The organism is Flavimobilis rhizosphaerae, from assembly GCF_014852685.1.
GTDB lineage: Bacteria > Actinomycetota > Actinomycetes > Actinomycetales > Cellulomonadaceae > Flavimobilis > Flavimobilis rhizosphaerae.
Map to the genome: position 1 here is coordinate 205,486 of NZ_JACZDF010000004.1, position 21,034 is coordinate 226,519.

At 70.2% G+C, this 21,034-nt stretch carries 18 protein-coding genes; 15 read left to right on the plus strand and 3 right to left on the minus strand.

What is annotated here, in order from left to right:
- The first annotated feature begins 41 nt into the window (after window positions 1–41).
- The 10 genes from IGS67_RS09475 (at window position 42) to IGS67_RS09520 (ending at window position 10,153) form a co-directional block, all read left to right on the plus strand.
- The gene (locus tag IGS67_RS09475; protein ID WP_192279996.1) at window positions 42–692 is read left to right on the plus strand and encodes a signal peptidase II; all 651 of its coding nucleotides are present in this window, start codon (window positions 42–44) and stop codon (window positions 690–692) included.
- On the plus strand, window positions 689–1,618 hold the full coding sequence (locus tag IGS67_RS09480) for an RluA family pseudouridine synthase (RefSeq protein WP_192279998.1): 930 nt from the start codon (window positions 689–691) through the stop codon (window positions 1,616–1,618). Before IGS67_RS09475 ends, IGS67_RS09480 begins: the two co-directional genes overlap by 4 nt.
- Entirely contained in the window at window positions 1,615–2,115 is a 501-nt protein-coding gene (locus IGS67_RS14400; protein ID WP_192280000.1) for a GNAT family N-acetyltransferase, read from the plus strand. Before IGS67_RS09480 ends, IGS67_RS14400 begins: the two co-directional genes overlap by 4 nt.
- Window positions 2,116–2,185: 70 nt before the next feature.
- The gene (gene dnaE, locus IGS67_RS09490; protein WP_192280002.1) at window positions 2,186–5,737 is read left to right on the plus strand and encodes a DNA polymerase III subunit alpha; all 3,552 of its coding nucleotides are present in this window, start codon (window positions 2,186–2,188) and stop codon (window positions 5,735–5,737) included.
- Between the two features lie 27 nt (window positions 5,738–5,764).
- A complete protein-coding gene (locus tag IGS67_RS09495) occupies window positions 5,765–6,172 on the plus strand; it encodes a pyridoxamine 5'-phosphate oxidase family protein (protein WP_192280004.1) in 408 nt (135 codons plus the stop codon).
- A gap of 38 nt (window positions 6,173–6,210) precedes the next feature.
- Window positions 6,211–6,438: an RNA-binding S4 domain-containing protein gene (locus tag IGS67_RS09500; RefSeq protein ID WP_192280006.1), complete on the plus strand. Its 228-nt coding sequence runs from the start codon at window positions 6,211–6,213 to the stop codon at window positions 6,436–6,438.
- A gap of 92 nt (window positions 6,439–6,530) precedes the next feature.
- Complete coding sequence (hisD, locus tag IGS67_RS09505; protein WP_192280008.1) at window positions 6,531–7,859, plus strand: histidinol dehydrogenase; 1,329 nt, start codon at window positions 6,531–6,533, stop codon at window positions 7,857–7,859.
- 1 nt (window position 7,860) lies between these two features.
- Entirely contained in the window at window positions 7,861–8,346 is a 486-nt protein-coding gene (locus IGS67_RS09510; protein WP_328742266.1) for an ASCH domain-containing protein, read from the plus strand.
- Between the two features lie 256 nt (window positions 8,347–8,602).
- On the plus strand, window positions 8,603–9,049 hold the full coding sequence (locus tag IGS67_RS14405; protein ID WP_328742267.1) for a TM2 domain-containing protein: 447 nt from the start codon (window positions 8,603–8,605) through the stop codon (window positions 9,047–9,049).
- A gap of 27 nt (window positions 9,050–9,076) precedes the next feature.
- Window positions 9,077–10,153 (plus strand): DUF2510 domain-containing protein, encoded by a 1,077-nt coding sequence (locus tag IGS67_RS09520; protein ID WP_192280010.1) that lies wholly within the window; start codon window positions 9,077–9,079, stop codon window positions 10,151–10,153.
- 49 nt (window positions 10,154–10,202) lie between these two features.
- Here IGS67_RS09520 and IGS67_RS09525 read toward each other — a convergent pair whose 3' ends face one another.
- The 3 genes from IGS67_RS09525 to IGS67_RS09535 form a co-directional block, all read right to left on the minus strand.
- A complete protein-coding gene (locus tag IGS67_RS09525) occupies window positions 10,203–11,183 on the minus strand; it encodes a DUF1697 domain-containing protein (protein ID WP_192280012.1) in 981 nt (326 codons plus the stop codon).
- A gap of 147 nt (window positions 11,184–11,330) precedes the next feature.
- Window positions 11,331–13,424, minus strand: a complete 2,094-nt coding sequence (locus IGS67_RS09530; RefSeq protein WP_210767236.1) for a RecQ family ATP-dependent DNA helicase — start codon at window positions 13,422–13,424, stop codon at window positions 11,331–11,333.
- A 687-nt stretch (window positions 13,425–14,111) separates the two neighbouring features.
- On the minus strand, window positions 14,112–14,576 hold the full coding sequence (locus tag IGS67_RS09535) for a saccharopine dehydrogenase family protein (RefSeq protein WP_192280014.1): 465 nt from the start codon (window positions 14,574–14,576) through the stop codon (window positions 14,112–14,114).
- A gap of 249 nt (window positions 14,577–14,825) precedes the next feature.
- Between IGS67_RS09535 and IGS67_RS09540 the strand changes: the two genes are divergently transcribed.
- The 5 genes from IGS67_RS09540 (at window position 14,826) to hisH (ending at window position 20,988) form a co-directional block, all read left to right on the plus strand.
- A complete protein-coding gene (locus IGS67_RS09540; protein ID WP_192280016.1) occupies window positions 14,826–17,399 on the plus strand; it encodes a PEP/pyruvate-binding domain-containing protein in 2,574 nt (857 codons plus the stop codon).
- 700 nt (window positions 17,400–18,099) lie between these two features.
- On the plus strand, window positions 18,100–19,224 hold the full coding sequence (locus IGS67_RS09545; protein WP_192280018.1) for a histidinol-phosphate transaminase: 1,125 nt from the start codon (window positions 18,100–18,102) through the stop codon (window positions 19,222–19,224).
- On the plus strand, window positions 19,221–19,829 hold the full coding sequence (gene hisB, locus IGS67_RS09550; RefSeq protein WP_102508910.1) for an imidazoleglycerol-phosphate dehydratase HisB: 609 nt from the start codon (window positions 19,221–19,223) through the stop codon (window positions 19,827–19,829). Before IGS67_RS09545 ends, hisB begins: the two co-directional genes overlap by 4 nt.
- Entirely contained in the window at window positions 19,829–20,344 is a 516-nt protein-coding gene (locus IGS67_RS09555; protein WP_192280020.1) for a hypothetical protein, read from the plus strand. Before hisB ends, IGS67_RS09555 begins: the two co-directional genes overlap by 1 nt.
- Window positions 20,341–20,988 carry an imidazole glycerol phosphate synthase subunit HisH gene (gene hisH / locus IGS67_RS09560; RefSeq protein ID WP_192280022.1) on the plus strand — a complete coding sequence of 216 codons (648 nt, stop codon included), beginning with the start codon at window positions 20,341–20,343 and terminating at the stop codon, window positions 20,986–20,988. Before IGS67_RS09555 ends, hisH begins: the two co-directional genes overlap by 4 nt.
- Window positions 20,989–21,034: the final 46 nt, after the last annotated feature.

The window sequence follows — 21,034 nt, forward strand, 5'->3', positions numbered from 1 at the left end:
CACGCAGCGCACGGCCGCGACCGTGGCAGACTGGTCCGGCCATGACTGACGACACGACGCCCTCCGGGGCCATGACGCCCGAGGGTGCTGCGGCACCCGCCCGCCCACGCCGTCTGCTGTGGCCGATCCTCCTTGGCGCGCTCGCCGTCGTCGGGATCGATCAGGCGACGAAGGAGCTTGCGCTCGCGCGGCTCGAGCCGGGAGCAGCAACCGACTGGTTCCTCGCGGAACTCCTCGGCTGGAAGCTCGTCTTCAACCCCGGCGCTGCCCTGTCGATGGGCGAGGGCTTCACGTGGGTGCTCACGCTCCTCGCGGTGGGAGTCACGATCGTCATCGTCCTCGGGTCGCGCCGCATCACGTCCCGCCCGTGGGCGTTCGCGCTCGCGCTCATCCTCGGCGGAGCCGTCGGCAACCTCGTCGACCGGCTCCTCCGCGAGCCGAGCTTCGGGCACGGCCACGTCGTCGATTTCATCAACTACGCGGGATTCTTCGTCGGGAACGTCGCCGACATCGCGATCGTCGGCGCCGCGGTCGTCGTCGTCTGGCTGTCGTTCCGCGGCGTGCCGTTCGGCGACGAGGCGCCCGCCGGTGCCGTGTCCGACGACGCGCCGGACGGCGTCGCCGGCACGGATGTGGCTCCCGGACGCGAGGACGCGACCAGGACCGTGACCGACAAGGGCGCGCAGCCGTGACCTCGCGCACCCTGCCTGTCCCCGACGGCCTCGCGGGGGAGCGTGTCGACGCGGGACTCGCGCGGCTCCTCGGCCTCTCACGCTCGCGGGCGGCGGAGATCGCCGAGTCCGGGGGCGTCCAGCTCGACGGCCGGACCGTGGGCAAGTCCGACCGGCTCACGCCCGGGTCGTGGCTCGAGGTCGAGCTCCCGGACCCGAACGCGAAGGCGGCGCCGCCGCCGGAGCCGGTTCCCGGCATGATCATCCGGTATGACGACGACGACGTCGTCGTCATCGACAAGCCTGTCGGCGTCGCGGCTCACCCATCGCCCGGCTGGACGGGGCCGACGGTCGTCGGCGCGCTCGCCGCGGCGGGCTACCGGATCTCGACGTCGGGCGCAGCCGAGCGCCAGGGCATCGTCCACCGCCTCGACGCGGGCACGAGCGGCCTCATGGTCGTCGCGAAGAGCGAGCACGCGTACACGGTGCTCAAGCGTGCGTTCAAGGAGCGAACGGTCGAGAAGGTCTACCACGCGCTCGTCCAGGGCTATCCCGATCCGTCGGTCGGGACGATCGACGCGCCGATCGGTCGGCACCCCTCGTCGGACTGGAAGTTCGCGGTCGTCGCGGACGGCAAGCCGTCGGTGACGCACTACGAGGTGCTCGAGATGTTCCCGTCGGCGAGCCTCGTCGAGGTGCACCTCGAGACGGGCCGCACGCACCAGATCCGTGTCCACTTCTCGGCGCTGCGTCACCCGTGCGTCGGTGACCCGATGTACGGCGCGGACCCGCGGCTCGCGGAACGCACGGGTCTGACACGCCAGTGGTTGCACGCGATGCGGCTCGGGTTCGCGCACCCGTCGGACGGGCGCTGGGTCGAGGTGACGTCGGAGTACCCCGCAGACCTCGCGCACGCGCTCGAGGTCGTCGCTGAGGGCTACCGGTGAGCGCGGACGGCACGCGCCCCGTCCTCGTCGAGGGCAACGTCACGGTCGTTCGGCTCGACGACGGGACCCGGCGCGGGGACTGTCTCGCGGTGCGGCTCGAGGTCTTCGTCGACGAGCAGAAGGTTCCTCTCGCCGAGGAGATCGACGCGCTCGACGACGCCCCGACGACGACGCACCTGCTCGCGCTCGGCGCGGACGGAGTGGTGCTCGGCACGGCACGGGTCCTCGCGGACCCGGCGCACCCTGGGGAGGTCCACGTCGGGCGGGTCGCGGTGCGCGCGGTCGCGCGCGGTACAGGTGTGGGACGCGTGCTCATGCGCGCGGCGCACGCCGTCGCGCTCGACGACCATGCGGTCGACGGCCGCGTGCGATCGGTTCTCTCGGCGCAGCGGCAGGCCTTCGGCTTCTACGAGTCGCTCGGCTACACCGTCGTCGGGGACTTCTACCTCGACGCGGGGATCGAGCACAAGGACGCGTTCGTCGACCTCGTGCGCTGAGCCCGGACGAGGTCGTTGCGACGCGCCGTGCGCGGCCCGGGACGTCCGCCGCTCGGCCTAGACTCGGGGCATGCCGAGCACCGCTGAGGACTTCGTCCATCTTCACGTCCACACCGAGTACTCGATGCTCGACGGTGCGGCACGCGTCGGGGACCTCATGGAGGAGGTCGCCCGGCAGGAGCAGAAGGCCATCGCGACGACCGACCACGGTTACCTCTTCGGAGCCTTCGACTTCTGGCAGCAGGCGACGCGCGCGGGCATCAAACCGATCCTCGGCGTCGAGGCATACGTCACCCCGGGGACGAGCCGCTTCGACCAGACGCGCGTGCGCTTCGGTGAGCAGGGTCAGGAGTCCGACGACGTCTCGGCCCGCGGCGCGTACACGCACATGACGATGTGGGCGCGCAACAACGAGGGGTTGCACAACCTCTTCCGCGCGTCGTCGTACGCGTCGCTCGAGGGTCAGATGGGCAAGTGGCCACGCATGGACCGCGACCTGCTCGAGCGGTACTCGCCGGGCATGATCGCGTCGACGGGCTGCCCGTCGGGGGAGATCCAGACGCGGCTGCGCCTCGGCCAGTACGACGAGGCCGTGCGCGTGGCCGGCGAGCTGCAGGACATCTTCGGCAAGGAGTTCTTCTACGTCGAGCTCATGGATCACGGGCTCGACATCGAGACGCGCGTCTTTCCTCAGCTGCTCGAGCTGGCGAGGGCGATCGGTGCGCCGCTGCTCGCGACGAACGACCTCCACTACGTGCGGGAGGAGGACGCGGCGAGCCAGGAGGCGCTCCTCGCGATCAACTCCGGCTCGGCGCTCACTGAGCCGACGTACGAGCAGGGCGGCAACCGCTTCGCGTTCCAGGGCACGGGCTACTACGTGAAGACGGCCGCGGAGATGCGCCGGCTCTTCAAGGACCATCCCGAGGCGTGCGACAACACGCTGCTCGTCGCCGAGCAGTGCGAGGTGTCCTTCGACACGAGTGCCAACTACATGCCGAACTTCCCCGTCCCGCCGGGGGAGGACGAGACCTCGTGGTTCATCAAGGAGGTCGAGCGAGGCCTCGAGCGTCGCTACCCGCACGGCGTCCCGGAAGCGTCGCGCGCGCAGGCGAAGTACGAGACCGACGTCATCATCCAGATGGGCTTCCCGGGGTACTTCCTCGTCGTCGCGGACTTCATCAACTGGGCGAAGTCCCAGGGCATCCGCGTCGGGCCCGGTCGTGGCTCGGGCGCAGGCTCGATGGCGGCGTACGCGATGCGGATCACGGACCTCGACCCGCTCGAGCACGGCCTTATCTTCGAGCGTTTCCTCAATCCCGAGCGCGTCTCGATGCCCGACTTCGACGTCGACTTCGACGAGCGCCGGCGCGGCGAGGTCATCAGGTACGTCACTCAGAAGTACGGCGAGGACCACGTCGCGCAGATCGTCACGTACGGCACGATCAAGGCGAAGCAGGCACTCAAGGACTCCTCGCGCCTGCTCGGCTTCCCCTTCGCGATGGGCGAGAAGCTCACGAAGGCCATGCCGCCCGCCGTCATGGGCAAGGACATCCCGCTCTCGGGGATCTTCGACCCCCAGCACAAGCGCTACGCGGAGGCCTCCGAGTTCCGGGCGCTCCACGACGCCGACCCCGACGCGCAGCGCGTCGTCGAGCTCGCCCGCGGCATCGAGGGCCTCAAGCGCCAGTGGGGCGTCCACGCCGCGGGCGTCATCATGTCGAACCACCCGCTCATCGACATCATCCCCATCATGCGTCGCCCCCAGGACGGCGCGATCATCACGCAGTTCGACTACCCGACGTCCGAGGGCCTCGGCCTCATCAAGATGGACTTCCTCGGGCTGCGCAACCTCACGATCCTCGACGACGCGCTCGAGAACATCGTCATGAACGGCAAGAAGCCGCTCGTCCTCGAGGATCTCGCGCTCGACGACGTCGGCAGCTACGAGCTGCTCGCACGCGGCGACACTCTCGGCGTCTTCCAGCTCGACGGCGGACCCATGCGCTCGCTGCTGCGACTCATGAAGCCCGACAACTTCGAGGACATCTCGGCCGTCCTCGCGCTCTACCGCCCCGGCCCCATGGGCGTGAACTCGCACACGAACTACGCGCTGCGCAAGAACGGGCTCCAGGAGATCACGCCGATCCACCCTGAGCTCGAGGAGCCGCTCAGCGAGATCCTCGGCGGGACGTACGGCCTCATCGTCTACCAGGAGCAGGTGATGGCCGCGGCCCAGAAGGTCGCAGGCTTCTCGCTCGGACAGGCCGACGTCCTGCGTCGCGCGATGGGCAAGAAGAAGAAGTCCGAGCTCGACAAGCAGCAGGCCGACTTCTTCGAGGGCATGACGAAGCACGGTTACACGAAGGACGCGCAGCACGCGCTGTGGAACGTCCTCGAGTCTTTCGCCGACTACGCCTTCAACAAGGCGCACACCGCGGCCTACGGCCTCGTCTCGTACTGGACCGCGTACCTCAAGGCGCACTACCCGGGCGAGTACATGGCGGGCCTCCTCACGTCCGTCAAGGACGACAAGGACAAGTCCGCGCTCTACCTCGGCGAGTGCCGCCGCATGGGCATCACGGTGCTCCCGCCCGACGTCAACTCGTCGGCCGCGAACTTCACGGCCGTCGGCCCGGACATCCGCTTTGGCCTCACCGCGATCCGCAACGTCGGCGCGAACGTCGTCGACGCGATCGTCCGCACGCGCGAGGAGAAGGGCGACTTCACGTCGTTCACCGACTTCCTCGACAAGGTGCCGGCAGTCGTCTGCAACAAGCGGACCATCGAGTCGCTCATCAAGGGCGGGGCCTTCGACTCGCTCGGCCACACGCGCCGCGCGCTCGTCATGGTGCACGAGCAGGCGGTCGACGCCGTCATCGGCGTCAAGCGCAAGGAGGCCGAGGGCCAGTTCGACCTCTTCGCCGACTTCGGCGGTGAGGAGGACGACGCGGTCGGCTTCTCCGTCGAGGTGCCGGACCTGCCGGACTGGGACAAGAAGCAGCTCCTCGCGTTCGAGCGGGACATGCTCGGCCTCTACGTCTCCGACCACCCGCTCTCGGGCCTCGAACACGTGCTCGAGCGTGCCGCGGAGACGTCGGTCGCGAACCTCCTCGCGGACGAGGCGCGACCCGACGGCTCGACCGTGGTCATCGCGGGGCTCATCACGAGCCTGCAGCGCAAGATGTCGAAGAACGGCAACCCGTGGGCGGCCGTGACGATCGAGGACCTCGAGGGGTCGATCGAGGTGATGTTCTTCGGCGAGACGTACACCGCGTACTCGACGGTGCTCGCGGAGGACCAGATTGTCGTCCTGCGCGGACGCGTGAGGCGGCGCGACGAGTCGATGTCGCTCCAGGCGATGGAGCTCTCGCTGCCCGACCTCACGGCGGGGCCTGAAGCCCCTGTGCGTGTCATCGTGCCCGAGTCGCGCTGCACGCAGGCCGACATCGAGAAGCTTCGAGACATCCTGCGCGCCCACCCGGGCTCGTCCGAGGTGCACGTCCGGGTGACGCGACCTGGACGGTCGACGCTCCTGCGTGCGGCCGACCGCTTCCGTGTCGACCGCACGCCCGCGCTCTTCGGGGACCTCAAGGTCCTCTTCGGCCCCAGCTGCCTCGGCTGACATCCCGTCTCGACCCAGGAGCGTCCCGTGCGTCCACTCACCCCTGAGCAGACCGTGTTCGTCACCGAACGTCACCTCGCGACGCTCACGACGCTGCGTGCCGACGGCACGCCGCACGTCGTGCCCGTCGCGTTCACGTGGGACGCCGACGCACAGCTCGTCCGCATCACGACGGAGCGGACGAGCGTCAAGGCGCGCAACGTCGCGGCGGGTGCCCCGGGCGGCGGTGACGCGCGCGTCGCCGTGTGCCAGGTCGACGGGGGCCGCTGGCTGACGTTCGAGGGGACCGCGACCGTTTCCGACGACCCGCACGACGTCGCGGAGGCGGTGCGGCGCTACGCCGTCCGGTACAGGCCGCTGGAGCACAAGCCGGAGCGGGTCGTCCTCCACGTCCGGCCCGACCGCGTGCTCGGCTCGGGCTACATGACCCGCTGACGCACTCCGCCCGGGCCGACGCCTGCGAGAATGGCGTCATGCACGACGTGACGATCCGCGACGAGTCCATCCGCCTGGGCCAGTTCCTCAAGCTCGCCGACCTCGCCGAGTCCGGAGCCGAGGCCCGTGACCTCGTCACCGACGGGGAGGTCACCGTCAACGGCGAGGTCGACACGCGCCGCGGCCGCCAGCTCGTCCCAGGCGACGTCGTCGTCGTGTCGCACCCAGACGGACGCCGCTCGGCGCGCGTCGTGCACGACGACTGACCCCGCCGACAGCCTTCGGTGCGCCACCGGGCGGGCGTCCGCCCAGCGATAAGTCCCTGCGTGCTGCGCACTGCCGCGGCTACCCTCGGAGAGTGATCAACCGTCTGGACCTGCGTGGTCGCTCCCTGTCCGCCCGTGAGCTCTCCGCCGTCCTCCCGCGCCCCGAGGTGGGCGTCGAGGACGCGAGCCGGCTCGTCGCCCCCGTCGTCGAGGACGTCCGCGCGCGCGGCGCCGCGGCGCTGCGCGACTATGCCGAGAAGTTCGACCACGTGCGACCCGAGCACCTGCGCGTCCCGACCGACGTCATCACGGCCGCGCTCGAGGGCCTCGAGCCTGGCCTGCGCGCCGCGCTCGAGGAGACCATCACGCGCGTGCGCGCCGTCCACGCCGCGCAGCGTCCCGCCGACTTCACGGTGTCCGTCGCCCCGGGCGCGACGGTGCGGCAGCGGTGGATCCCCGTGCAGCGCGTCGGGCTCTACGTGCCCGGCGGGCTCGCCGTCTACCCGTCGTCCGTCATCATGAACGTCGTCGCGGCCCAAGAGGCAGGTGTCGTGTCGCTCGCGATCGCGAGTCCGCCGCAGGCGGACGAGCAGGGGCTGCCGAACGCGACGATCCTTGCGGCGTGCGCGCTCCTCGGCGTCGACGAGGTCTACGCGGTCGGCGGCGCGCAGGCCGTCGCGATGTTCGCTTACGGCGCCGTGGGCTCCGAGCCGCAGGACGGCGACGTCCTCGCCGAGCCCGTCGACGTCATCACGGGGCCCGGTAACGTCTTCGTCGCCGCCGCCAAGCGCCTCGTGCGCGGGGTCGTCGGCATCGACGCGGAGGCGGGCCCGACCGAGATCGCCGTGCTCGCCGACGCGACCGCGGACGCCGAGCACGTCGCCGCGGACCTCCTCAGCCAGGCCGAGCACGACCCCATGGCGGCCTCGGTGCTCGTCACCGACTCGGTCGCGCTCGCGGACGCGGTCGACGCGGCGCTCGCCCGGCGTGCTGCCGCGACGAAGCACACCGAGCGTGTCGCGACCGCGCTCGCCGGTCCCCAGTCCGCGACGGTCCTCGTCGACGACCTCGAGGCGGGACTCGCGGTCGTCAACGCGTACGGCGCCGAGCACCTCGAGATCCAGACGGCGGACGCCGCCGCGCTCGCAGACCGTGTGACGAGCGCGGGCGCGATCTTCGTCGGCGCCTTCTCGCCCGTGCCGCTCGGCGACTACATGGCCGGCTCCAACCACGTCCTGCCGACGGGCGGGTGCGCGCACTACTCGAGCGGACTCGGCGTCCACTCCTTCGTGCGGGCTGTCCAGGTCGTCGAGTACTCCCGGGACGCGCTCGAGCAGATCGCGGACCAGATCGTCACGTTCGCGAACGCCGAGGACCTCCCGGCCCACGGCGAGGCGATCAGCGCACGATTCGGTCGCTGAGGTGGTCGTCGACGACGTCGCTGCCCGTGCGATGTGGGACGCGTACGTCGCGACCGGCGCAGTGCCCGCAGGCACGCTGCCCGTCGGTGTCGAGGCGTTCGGCGACGGGCCGGCGCTCGCCGACGAGCTCATCGCACTCGTGCTCGCGGGCCGCAAGCGCGCGACGGCGACCCTCGTGGCCGAGCTCGAGCTCGCGGACGAGGCGCCTCCGGCGGTGGGGGACCACTGGGTGATGTGCGACGGCGCGGGCGCCCCCCGTTGCGTCCTGAGAACCACCTCGGTCGACGCGGTCCGCTTCGACGTCGTCGATGAGGACTTCGCACGGGCCGAGGGCGAGGACGACGGTTCTCTCGTGGCGTGGCGCGCGGGTCACCGCGCCTACTGGGAGCGCGTGAGCGCACGCACCGGGGTCGCGTTCGACGAGAGCAGCGTCGTGCTCACCGAGCGGTTCACGGTCGTCTGGCCACCCGAGGTCGCCGACGCGTGACGGCCACGTCAAGGTGTGCGACTATCGCGGGCGTCGACCGACACTAGTGGTGGGTGATGGCGTGGGTTTGGTATGCGCGCTCGCGGAGATGTTGCACGCGAGGGCGGACCCGGTCGGCTCGAGAGTCCTGATACCGTTGGCGATGTCTCCGCTTTCCGCGGTAGCGGCTTTCGCTCAGCGACTAGGATCACCTTGTCGGCAACGTTGCGGCGCGTGATGGGAGGGCAAGCAGATGGCGCATAGCCAGGGTTGGAGCGTGCCACCCAACATGCCGCCGCCTATGGCTGGGTCGAACTATGTCCCACTGCCACCACCGCCGCCACCGGCAGCCATGCCGCCGCCCGTGCCGAACTATGGCCCACCGGCACCGCAGCCGCCACCGGCAGCCATGCCGCCGCCCGTGCCGGGCACCGGGGTGGGTGGGATGTCCACAACCTATGCGCAGCCACAAGTCCCGGTGAATTTTGCTGTGGGGTATCCGCACGTGCAGCCGCGCCCGGATTTGTCGATCGGCACGGCGTATCTTCTCTGGTTCTTCCTCGGCTTCTTCGGGGCTCACCATTTCTACCTCGGCAAGGTGGGCATGGGTCTTGGATATCTGTTCACGTTCGGCTGGTTGATGATCGGCTGGTTCGTCGATCTCTTCACGCTTCCGGCTCAGGTGCAGCGGGTCAACATCGAACGCAGGATGTGGCTCAGATGAGGATCTGCAACCGTTGCGGAGGGTGCGATGTCTGAGGCGCCCGAAGGCTGGAAGAGGGTGCCCGGCACGTTCTTGATAAGGGAGAACTCCGACCTCTCCGAGTCCCACGTGCTTCCTGGACAAAAGAGCCCTCTCGCGCGCGACCGGACGACAGGCGAGCTGTCTCAAGTGGTGATCCTAGACGAGGATGAGCCGGACGACGAGTACGACGAGCCCGAGCCGTGGCTCACCTGCGACGAGCGCGGGTCCGGGGCTGCACAAGAGGACGCCCCTGATATATCTGCCCTCGTTCCCTGGGCGCTCGTTGCTGCAGCCGGCGTTGTCATTGGCGTGAGGGCCGTTCAGAAGTCTCGCGAGAAGCGGCGAAGTGCCGATACTGCACACACGACCGCCGGGCGTGTGGGCGGTGTTCCTGCCGGATGGTACGAGATTCCGGGTGCCCCGGGGCGTCTGCGCTATTGGACTGGCCTCGCGTGGACGGATGATTACGCTCAACGGGCGGTTTCCGCTCCTCGTATCGAGGCGGACTGGTATCCCGACCCCTCGAATGCTGCACAGGTGCGCTACTGGAATGGAACTTCCTGGACGCACCATGTCGCGCAAGCGCCGGGAACCGTGACGGCGCCAGCGGACTGGTATCCCGACCCGGCGAGTCCAGCACATCTCCGCTATTGGGATGGACGGTCGTGGACGGACCATGTCTCGAGCGGCCGCGCGTCTGGCGTCACGGCTCACCAAGGTCGTACTCTCCCAGTGGGAAGCGGACATGTCGTCGCGAGCCCTGAGCCCAAGATCAGCATGACGAGCGCCGAGTGGAAGTCACACGTCGAGGCATGGCTCCACGCGGGTGTGGTCCATCAGGAACTGTGGCATCGGCTGTCCCACGCGTATATCGAGGACGCTGACGCCGCGACCTTGGAAGCTCAGCGCCGCATGGAGGCGCTTTCTCCGGATGAAGGCGCACGGCGCATCACGTTGTTGCTCGAGGCCAACCCCGGACTGCGGCAACGGGCGTCGCTCATTGACCTCACTAGGCTCCTCGGCAACATCGGGGGCGAGCCGCTGGTAGTCGAAAGGAATGTTGGGCCCTACAACCATCGATGAGCCCGGTGGCACAGGCGCGTAGCCCCGGGAAGTGCTCAGGCGTCTCCCGTCAGGACAGGCGGCGCAGCGTCCTCACGTTGCGGGTGGTCGTCGCCGAGAAGTGCGCGCGGGCGAGCGTGCGGGCGAGCGGGGTCGTGAGCGACGAGCCGCGCGGGCAGCGCCACCACAGCGCGTCGAGGCCAACCTCGGCGAGACGGGCCGCGAGGGCCGCGTCCGGGTGCTGCCAGCTCTCGACGAGGTCGCCGCGCTCGGCGTCGCGCTCGGCCCCGCCGACGAGGAAGCTCGCCGCGACGACCGAGCACACCTCGGTGCGACCGGTGCGCTCGCGCAGTTCCGTCACGCGTGCGGCCGCCTCCTCGTTCGCGGCGAGCTGCTCGGAGAGCGTCCTGCGGGTCGCGGCGCGGGCTCGCACCTCGGCGAGGCGTGTCCCGGCGGGTGCGTCGTCGGCCTCCGTGGGTGCGGGGTGCGGGCTTCCCGGCAGGGGAGCGGACGGCTCTGCCGGCTCGGTCCCGGGCGAGGCGGCTCGCGGCACTCGTCCGGGTGCGGGGTCGTCCGCTCCGTCGTCCCGGCCGGACACCCCGGCGGCCGTCATCTGGGTGGCCGTCGCACCCGCGTCGGCCGCAGCTGCGTCGGCCGTGAGGTTCTCCTCGGTCGCGGTCGTTGCCTCGCGCAGCAGCCCGGGCGTCGTCGAGAACGCCACGTACGTGTGCCACAGGTCGTCGTCGGGCCAGGGCGCACCTGCGGCGAGCTCGCCGACGAGAGTGAGCGGTACGAGCGCGACGAGCGCTTCGTAGCCGAATCGCTCACCGATCGCCTGCTCGAGCCGTGCGCGGGTCGTGCCGACGGGCGTCGCCGCGGGCGCGTCGAGCAGGACGTTCCCGCTCGCGAGGACCGTGCGGACGTTGCGGACGTCGAGGGTCCCGACGAGGTCGCGCAGCTCGTACATGGGGATGTTGCGGCCCCCGACGTTGACGCCGCGCAGCAGCGCGGCGAGGCGGACGTCGTCGGCAGCGAGCTCGGGTGCTGGCATGGTCTGACGGTAGCGCGCGCGCACGCGTGCAGCACGGGGCAGGCCGTGAGAAAGGCTGGGGCGCGGACGGCCGCGCACGCTGCGTGGGCAGCCGGTGATCACGGAGAACCGGCCGCCCGCACGGACGTGCGACGTCCGTGAGCGACGTCAGGCCTGGGCGAGGACGAACGGCAGGACCGAGGCCGCCCCGACCTGGCGGAGCATGCGCGCGGCGACCGTGAGCGTCCAGCCGGACTCCGTGAAGTCGTCGACGAGGAGCACGGACCGACCGGGCAGGCCCGCGAGGGCGGCCTCGCTGAGGCGCGGCTGAAGCCGCTGGACGACACCCGCGAGCCGGAGCGCCGAGTTGACGTCGTGCCGTCCGGCAGGAGTCCCGGGCGCGGGTGCAATCTCGCCGACGACCGGCTTGCCGAGGTACCGGCCGAGACCGTGCGCGAGGTGGGTGACGAGCTGGGGCCGGGTCGCAGACGCGACGAGGACGATGCCGTCGATCGCGCGGACCGCGGGCCACTCGTCGAGCGCCCGCGCGGCGGCCGTGCGCAGCGCGCGCGGCACCTCGCCGTCGGCGGTCGTCGGCGCGAAGAGCTCACGCAGGGGAGCCGACCAGCCGAGACCGTCGAGGCGTGCGACGGCGCGTCCGGGCTCGGCGAGCTCGTCGGCGGGCAGTCGCCCGGCCAGCTCGATGCCGAGGTTCGCCATGCCGCTCGGCCACTGGCGCCGGGCCGAGATCTCGATGCCGGGACGGTCCATGCGCTCGCGGGCCGTCGTGATCGCAGTGCGGTCGGGCAGCGGTGGGAGCGTCACGGTGCCGCAGCGGTCGCACCGGCCGCAGCGCCAGCCGGCCTCGAGCTCAGGGTCGTCGAGCTGTGCGCGGAGGAACGCCATGCGGCAGCCGTCGGTGCGCTGGTAGTCGAGCATCGCGCGCTGCTCGCGCAGCCGAGCCGCGTCGACGCGCCGGTAGCGCTCGGCGTCGTACGCCCACGGCTGGCCGGTGGCGGTCCATCCGCCGCGGACGCGCTTGACGGCGCCGTCGACGTCGAGGACCTTGAGCATCGTCTCGAGCCGGGCGCGCTTGAGGTCAACGTGGGTTTCGAGCTGCGGCAGTGACATGGTGCCGTTCTGCGCGAGCGTGTCGATGACCGTGCGGACCTGCTGCTCGGAGGGGAAGGCGAGCGACCCGAAGTACTCCCAGATCCGCTGGTCCTCCTCGCCCGGGACGAGGACGACGGTCGCGCGGTCGACGCCACGCCCGGCACGGCCGACCTGCTGGTAGTACGCGATGGGTGAGCTCGGGGCGCCGAGGTGGATGACGAAACCGAGGTCGGGTTTGTCGAAACCCATGCCGAGTGCGCTCGTCGCGACGAGCGCCTTGACGCGGTCGGCCTTGAGGTCTGCCTCGAGCTGCTCGCGCTCGGCGGTGTCGGTGCGGCCCGTGTAGGCGCGGACCTCGTGGCCTGCGGCACGCAGCTGCTCGGCGACCTGCTCGGCCGCTGAGACGGTGAGGCAGTAGACGATGCCCGAGCCCGGAAGCACACTCAGCGCGTCGATGAGCCAGGCGACGCGTGTCGGCTGGTCGGTAACGGGCAGGACGGCGAGGTGGAGTGAGGCGCGGTCGAGCGTGCCGCGCAGCACGAGGACGTCCTCACCCTCGGGCGCGCTCGCGTGGACCGCGAGCTGCTCGGCGACGTCGTGCGTGACGCGCTCGTTCGCGGTCGCGGTCGTCGCGAGCACGGGGATGCCTGCGGGGAGGTTCGCGACGAGGTCGCGGATACGCCGGTAGTCAGGCCGGAAGTCGTGGCCCCAGTCGGAGATGCAGTGCGCCTCGTCGACGACGACGAGGCCCGCGTCCGCCGCGAGGCGGGGGAGCACGGTGTCGCGGAAGTCGGGGTTGTTGAGCCGCTCGGGGGAGCACAGGAGGACGTCGACCTCGCCCGCCGCGATCTGCTCGTGGATGTCGTCCCACTCGGTGACGTTCGAGGAGTTGATCGTCACCGCGCGGATGCCCGCGCGCTCGGCCGCCGCGACCTGGTCGCGCATGAGCGCAAGCAGCGGGGAGACGATGACCGTAGGGCCCTCGCCCGCCTCGCGCAGCAGCGAGGTTGCGACGAAGTACACGGCCGACTTGCCCCAGCCGGTGCGCTGGACGACGAGCACGCGCCGCTGGCGCGCGACGAGCGCCTCAATGGCCGTCCACTGGTCCTCGCGCAGGCGCGCGTCGTCACGTCCGACGAGGCGGCGCAGGACAGCCTCGGCCGCCTCACGGCCGACGACACCGTCGAGGCTCGCGCGCTCGCGGGGAGCACGGGGTGCTACATGCCCGACGGTCGCGCTGCTACCGGCGGGGGAGCGGCGCTCGACGGGGGCGGGGCCCCACGCGTCGTCGGGCGGCGGTGGGACATCGTCCCAGTCGACCGGCGGCTCACCGAGCGGAATGCCGTCGTCCCAGACGACGGTCTCGGCCTGAGGCGCGGCCTGAGCGGGTTCGGGTCGCGCGGATACAGGCTCCGCCGGCGCGAGAGATGCCGACGCGTCGATGGGGGCCGACGAGCCCGGGGCGTCGGGCGCCGCGGCAACCGCAGACGCGACGGCCGGGGGAGCCGGTGCCACAGGGTCCGGCGCGAGTGACGAGCCGCGCGACCACGCGGGCTCGGCGGGTCCGTCGTGCTCGGCGAGCTTGCGTGCGTCGAGCGAGCTCGCGCCCCAGCCCGGGCCGGTGTCTTCGATGTGGCGGCGTGGACGTCCTTCGAGAAGGGACCAGTCGGGCTCGACGCCCCAGCGGCCCGGGGTCCCCTTGGGCTCGCGCGCAGGCTCGGGCGCAGACTCCGGTTGCGCCTGATCGGTCGAGGTCGTCTCGTCGGGCAGGTGGATCTCGTCGGACACGAGCACCAGCCTACGGACCGCCACCGACACCCGAGCACCGGCTGTGGATTACCCCGCAGATTCCAGCGCGATCCCGCTACGCGCAACGCCTTCGGTGAGCGCGTCCAGCTCGAAGGCCTGGACCGGACCGAGTGCGCCCGCGCCGGTGATCTCGCCGTTCGCCGCTTGCGCGGCGGCCCACGCGAGGAACTGCGCGGTGAAGGTGAAACCCTCAATGCCTCTCAGTTCCGTCCGGTGCAGACAAGTCCCATCCGGCGCCATGGCTTCGGCGATGACAACCGATGACCCAGCGGCACGGTTGCTCTCGCTCGGCCCGCCCGATGATCCCGGGGAGGTTCGCGCGACGACGCTGCGGATACCCCGCGCGAGTGGCCCGACACGCATGCCCGCGCTGATGACGGCAGAGGCGGCGGGAACGAAGGGGGAGACACCACCGAGCAGGCCGAGGCCCACGTCGACGCGCTGAAGCTGCGGAAAGAGCTGCGGCAGGGTGAGGTGTTCGGTTCCGCCCACACTGAGCACTCAGCGCGTCCGGCCTGCACCCACGTCGATTGCCGCCGCCACGGCGGCGTCTCCCCACCGCAGGATGGGTCCGACGGTGGAGATCAACACGTCGCCCGCCCCAAGCGATGGGTCGAGCGGGCGCCGTCGCGGGTATTCTGACGTCGCCGCTGTTGACCACGAGTGCGCAGGTCGCAGAGGGCGCCACGGGCCACTGCGCCCGGCCACGGAGCGTTCGACGTCGAGGAGCGAGGTCATCGCATGGACTTCCGCCGAGCGAGTACGGGCCTGACTGGCCTCGACGAGGTCTTTGACGGGCTGCGCCTCGGTGACAACGTCGTGTGGCAGGCCGACAGCGTCGCCGCCTACCGCGACGTGGTGACCCCGTACGTCGCCCAGGCGCGCCATGACGGCCGACGCCTCGTCTACGTGAGGTTTGGGCAGGACGCACCACTCATCGATGACCTCACCGGGATCGAGGTCCACGAACTCGATCCGTCGTTGGGCTTTGAGCTGTTCGCACGGACGGTGCACCAGATCATCGCGGAGGCGGGCCGGTACGTCTTCTACGTCTTCGACGCGCTGACTGACCTGCTGGGGTCGTGGCACTCGGACATGGCGGTCAACAACTTCTTCAAGGTGACGTGCCCGTTCCTCTATGAGCTCGATACGGTCGCGTACTTCTGCCTCGTGCGGAGTCGGCATACCGTCGAGACCCTCTCCGGTGTCCGGGACACGACCCAGCTTCTGCTGGACCTCATGCAGATCGACGGCGAGACGTACGTGCACCCGCTCAAGGCGTGGGGCAGGCACAGCCCGACGATGTTCTTCCCTCACCTCATTCAGGGAGATGAGGCGACGTCGATCACGTCGAGTGGGGCGTCGGCCCGGCTCTTTGCCGCCCTCAACGTGCCGCAGGATCGCACTGACCCGTGGCGCTTGCTGCTTGACGAGGGGTGGCAGACGCTGCACACCGGCGACGCAGCAGCGCAGGACGCTGCGAAGGAACTCCTGCTGCAGGTTCTTCTGGCGCGTGACGCACGGATGCTGCAACTGTGCCGCGAATCCCTCACCCTGGCCGACATTCTCACGATCGGATCGCGGGAGATCGGCTCGGGGTACGTCGGCGGCAAGAGCGTCGGCATGCTCGTTGCCCGCGCCATCCTCGAGCGCGCCCCGGCGGAGCCCGGCACGACGCCACTTGCCGAGAGGCTCGAACCGCACGACTCCTACTACCTCGGCTCGGACCTCTTCTACACGTACATCATCGCCAACGGCTGGTGGAAGGACTGGACCCGGCAGAAGACCCCGGAGGGGTACTACGAGGCCGGCGCCGAACTGCACCGCAAGCTTGCCACCGGCCACTTCCCGCCGTGGGCGCGCGAGCAGTTCTGGCGGATGCTCGAGTACTTCGGTCAGTCGCCGATCATCGTGCGCTCGAGCTCGCTGCTCGAGGACAACTACGGCAACGCCTTCGCGGGGAAGTACGAAAGCGTGTTCTGCGCGAACCAGGGCACGCCCGAGGACCGGCACCAGGCGTTCGAGGACGCCGTGCGCACCGTGTATGCGAGCGCGATGAGCCCGGAGGCGCTTGAGTACCGGCGCAACCGGGGCCTGGGCGAGGCCGACGAGCAGATGGCGATCCTCGTGCAGCGGGTCTCCGGCGACCATCACGGAGAGTCCTTCTTCCCGCATGCGGCGGGCGTCGGCAACTCCTCGAACCTCTACGTGTGGGACCCGGACATTGACCCCGACGCCGGCATGGTGCGCCTCGTCCTGGGGCTGGGCACCCGCGCCGTCGACCGGACCACACAGGACTACGCGCACGTCGTCGCGCTCGACAACCCGCTGCGCCGCACCCGGGTCGAGGTCGATGACCTCGCTCGGTATTCCCAGCGGCAGGTCGACGTGCTGTCCATCGTGGACGACGAACTCACGACGGTGGCCGCACGGGATCTCGTGCAGACCGACATCAAGGCGGACTGGTCCCTGTTCGCGAGCCCCGACGAGGGCTGGGCGGCGCGACTGCGTGAACTCGGCAGGCCCGTGACCGGGCCGCCGCCGATGATTCTCGACTTCGCGGGACTCCTGCGTCGTACCGAACTAGCGGAGTGGCTGAAGCGCGCGCTCGCGACGCTCGCGGCCGCGTACGGGTACCCCGTCGACATCGAGTTCACTGTCAATCTTCTGGACGACGGCGACTTCCGGGTCAACGTCGTCCAATGCCGGCCGCTCCAGACCAGGTCGCTGGGCCCGGCGGTCCCGATGCCCCAGCTTGAGGACACCCGCGACTGCTTCTTCGCCACCGACGGCGACTTCATGGGCGGCAACGTGCAACTCCCGCTCGAGTACGTCGTGGTCGTGCGTCCGGCGGAATACCTCGCGCTCGACCAGCAGAGCCGCCACGCCGTCGGCCGGCAGGTCGGAGTGCTCAACCGCATGCTGCGCTCGCGGTCGTTCCTGCTCATGGGGCCCGGCCGTTGGGGTACGACGATGCCGTCGTTGGGTGTGCCGGTGAACTTCGCCGAGATCTGCCACGCGGCCGTGCTGTGCGAGATGACGTACGAGGAATTCCAGCCGGAGCTCAGTTATGGCAGCCACTTCTTCCAGGACCTCGTGGAGTCGCAGATCTTCTACGCGGCGCTGTTCGTCGAGCAGCCCGGCGTGACGCTCAACCTTGCGCAGGTGCTTGACCTGCCCAACGAACTGACGTCGCTCGATTCTTCGGCAGTGCTCGACGAAGTCATCCACGTGGCGCGCGTCGAGGGCATGACGTTGCATAGCGATGTTGTGGGTCAGCGGCTCATCTGCACGAGTGGGGGAGCGGCGCGGTAACTGTCTGGGTGTGTAACGTCGTTCTATCGCCTTGAGTTTCATGGCAAGCATTGCGTCGAGGGCGATGTTTTCGACGGTCACTCCTCCCGCGGTGTACAGGGTGTGCCACGTGATAGCCATGCCTCATCAATGACGATGCCGTGTGCCAGGAAGGCCGGAGGAACGTGCCCGCGGTCGATGGGGATGTGGATGCCAAAGTCGTTGATCGCAAGCGTCTGCTCAACAGTAAGGCGGCGGACAGGCTCGTTCACCCACGCAGGGACGGGGAGTCCTCGGCGGGCGAGATGGTGACGAACCAAACCCGCGAACGCGGCATCCCAGGTCTCCTTGCCAGTGAGGCCAGGCGGGGTAAGGACAGCGCCCGCCACGGCGAGGCCGTCGAGGGCGTCGAGTTGCGAAGACAAATCGAGCCAGGCGCGCAGCGCTCCGTCGACTGAACCTTCCGCGAGCGAGCGGCGCGCTCTATCGATTGCCCGAGCAGCATCGATCCACACTCCCGGTGCGACGACGAGGACGGCCCGGCCGGTCGCAGTCTACGTCGACCCTGCAGCGCAGCATTCATAGCCGGATGACTGCGTGGCGTTGGTCGTGTCGCGCGATCCACCCAGCGGTACGCTGGGGCGTCGATTCTTGCGGGAGTCCCCGCCCACCCCGTGGAATCAGCTCCCCTCGCGCAGGTGCCCCGCCCTAGAATCGCCAGGTGACCACCCCCGCTCGCGCCCTGAGGCTGCCGATCCGTCCCGAGCTCGCGGGGGAGGAGCCCTACGGCGCCCCCCAGCTCGACGTTCCCGTGCTGCTCAACGTCAACGAGAACCCGTACGCGCCGGGCCCTGAGGTCGTGGCGAGCATCGCCAGCGCCGTGGCCGAGGCCGCGAGCGGCCTCAACCGCTACCCGGACCGCGACTTCCTTGGTCTGCGCGGCGACCTTGCGGACTATCTCGCGGTCGAGTCGGGCGTGCGATTGTCCGCCGAGCAGGTGTGGGCGGCAAACGGCTCGAACGAAGTGATGATGCACGTGCTGCAGGCCTTCGCGGGCCCCGGCCGCACCGTCGTGTCCTTCGCGCCGACGTACTCGATGTACCCCGAGTACGCGCGTGACACCCACTCGCGCTACATTGCCGGGCGCCGCGAAACCGACTTCACGCTCGACGCCGCTCACGCCGCCGAGCTCATTCGCGCCGAGCAGCCCTCCGTCGTCATCCTCACAAGCCCCAACAACCCGACGGGCACCGCGCTGCCGCCCGCCACGGTCAGGGCTGTCCTCGACGCAGCCCTTGAGGTCGACGTTGACGGTGCACCCGCGGTCGTCGTCGTCGATGAGGCCTACGGCGAGTTCCGCCGTGACGGTGTGCCGAGCGCGCTGGAACTCCTCGCTGAGTACCCCAACCTTGCCGTGAGCCGCACCATGTCGAAGGCCTTCGCGCTTGCGGGCGCCCGCCTCGGCTACCTCGCCGCGCGCACCGAGATCATTGACGCGCTGCGCGTCGTGCGCCTGCCCTACCACCTGTCCGCGGTGACGCAGGCCGTGGCGCGCGCCGCGCTCGCGCACGCGCCCTCGCTGCTCGGCATGGTCAAAGAGCTGCGTGTCGAGCGTGACGCGACTGTCGCCTGGCTGCGCGAGCAGAAGTTCGACGTTGCCGACACCGATTCGAACTTCGTCCTTTTCGGGACGTTCCCCGACAGGCACGCCGTGTGGCAGGGCCTGCTGGATCGGGGTGTGCTCATCCGGGAGACTGGTCCGGAGGGGTGGCTGCGCGTGTCGATCGGCACGCGCGAGGAGATGACGGCGTTCAAGGACGCCCTCGTGGAGGTAGCAGGACTGTGACCGCAACCAGGCGCACGGCGCGCATCGAGCGCACGACGTCGGAGTCGAGCGTCCTCGTCGAGATCGACCTCGACGGCACGGGACGCACCGAGATCTCGACGGGTGTGCCGTTCTACGACCACATGCTCACCGCGCTCGGCAAGCACTCGCTCATCGACCTCACCGTCCGCGCCGAGGGCGACACGCACATCGACGCTCACCACACGGTCGAGGACGTCGCAATCTGCCTCGGTGAGGCGCTCAAGGTCGCGCTCGGCGACAAGCGTGGCATCGCGCGCTTCGGCGATGCGCTCGTCCCGCTCGACGAGGCGCTCGCACGCGCGGTCGTCGACGTCTCGGGCCGCCCCTACCTCGTCCACGACGGCGAGCCGGCAGGCCAGGAGTACCACCTCATCGGAGGGCACTTCACGGGCTCGCTCACGCGCCACGTCCTCGAGTCGATCGCGCACCACGCGAACATCTGCCTCCACGTGTCGCTACTTTCGGGCCGCGACCCGCACCACATCGTCGAGGCGCAGTTCAAGGCGCTCGCCCGCGCGCTGCGCGCGGCGGTCGCGCTCGACCCGCGCGTCGACGGCATCCCGTCGACGAAGGGCGCGCTCTGATGTCCGACGACCTCCCTGACGACCTCTCGTTCGAGATCCCGGACGACCTCTCGGGCCTCGACGCGGTCGGCGGCGGGACGGAGCCGACGCTCGCGCTCCTGCTCACGCAGGTCGCGGGCTCCGAGCCGCTCGTCGCGGTGTGCGCTCTCGCGCAGGTCGCCGCGGACGTCGTCGCGAGCAGGATCGGTGCGATCGCAGTGCTGCGCGAGCGTGCGGGCACGGCTCCTGCCGAGGCAGCCGCGGCCGTCTCCGCGCTCCTCGCGGGCTCCGAGGTCGTCCTCGTCACGCGCGCCGGATCGCAGCTGAGCGCGACCCGCTACGAGGGCGGCGAGCGCGGCGCGGACATCCCTGCGGGCCTCCTCCTCGACTCGGCGCCCCAGGACCTCGAGGACCTCATCCTCGGCGAGAAGACGGTCGCTGACCTCGCGGGCGTCGCGGACTCGACCGCGATGTCCCGCCTCGGGGCGGTGCGGGCCCTCAAGAAGATCGCGAAGAAGATGCGGAAGGAGCGGTGAGCGCTCCCTCCGTCGTCGTCCTCGACTACGGCTTCGGCAACGTGCGCTCGGCCGTGCGTGCCCTTGAGCGTGTCGGCGCGAAGGTCGAGCTCACCTCGGACCGCGAGACAGCGATGGCTGCCGACGGGCTCGTCGTGCCAGGCGTCGGCGCGTACGCAGCTGTCATGACGGGTCTGCGCGGCGTGCGTGGCGACTGGATCGTCGAGCGTCGTCTTGCGGGTGGGCTGCCCGTCCTCGGCATCTGCGTGGGCCTCCAGGTGATGTTCGACGAGGGCGTCGAGCACGGCGTGAGCACCGAGGGCCTCGGCCAGTGGCCGGGCATCGTCGAGCGGCTCGCGGCACCTGTCGTCCCGCACATGGGATGGAACACGGTCGACGCACCCGCGGGCTCGCGGCTCTTCGAAGGCATCGCCGACGAGCGCTTCTACTTCGTCCACTCCTACGCGGCGCAGACGTTCACGCTCGGCACGGACGAGCCCGCGGACACCGTCTTCGCGCCGCCGCTCGTCACGTGGGCCGACCATGGTGGCCGCTTCGTCGCGGCCGTCGAGAACGGCCCGCTCAGCGCGACGCAGTTCCACCCCGAGAAGTCGGGCGACGCCGGCGCCCAGCTCCTCACCAACTGGCTCGGTACCCTGCGCTGAGCCCCGCCACGACCCGCGGCCCCGCCGCACCCTCGACCCACGGAGC